General features: G+C 36.2%; 1 protein-coding gene. It reads left to right on the top strand.

What is annotated here, in order from left to right; genetic code table 11:
- Positions 1 to 194: 194 nt before the first annotated feature.
- The coding region (locus A9G30_RS04320; protein ID WP_176700842.1) for a hypothetical protein at positions 195 to 583 on the top strand (389 nt) is incomplete at its 3' end.

Here is a 583-nt window from a genome sequence, read left to right as displayed (position 1 = left end):
ATAAAAAGAACTATGAATAAATAGCCTCTAAATTGTAATAAATCCTCAATGTAAAGGTTATTTATTTGAAAAATCTCTAATACTTATAACGCTCGAGCATTTTTTTAATCTTAGGAATTCAAATTTTACTCTAAGTATTAAATTATTCGCAAGAATTTAATCTGTATCAGTATGCGCCTAATGGGTTGACTTGGGTGGATCCGTTTGGTTTGAGCTGTAGTTTTAATAGTAAGTCGAATCGTTGGCGTAATAATGAAACAGGACGTTTTACCAAACGCCCAACTGATCCATCAGAATTAGCTAGATATGGGAAGGTAAATAAAGCAGACATAGATGCATGGGCCACACAAAGAGGAATACCAAATACTTGGCATGCAGATCCTAAGCGTTTCCCGAGTGGAGAGTTTAGATATGAAGGTCAAGGGTACCAAGTACATGGACATGGAAATGGCATAGATCCTACTACAAAAGCAAAATGGCCAACAGCTAACTCAGCAAATGGCCCAACGGCTAGTATTAAAAATACTATAAATGGGCAAAATTATAGAACTGATGGGATATGGGGAACATTCAAATCAGATCC

It is taken from the genome of Gilliamella sp. Fer4-1 (assembly GCF_001690515.1).
GTDB classification, from domain to species: Bacteria; Pseudomonadota; Gammaproteobacteria; order Enterobacterales; family Orbaceae; genus Gilliamella; species Gilliamella apicola_C.
Note: the sequence above shows the minus strand (reverse complement) of the source record. Positions and strands in the feature narration are given on the sequence as shown.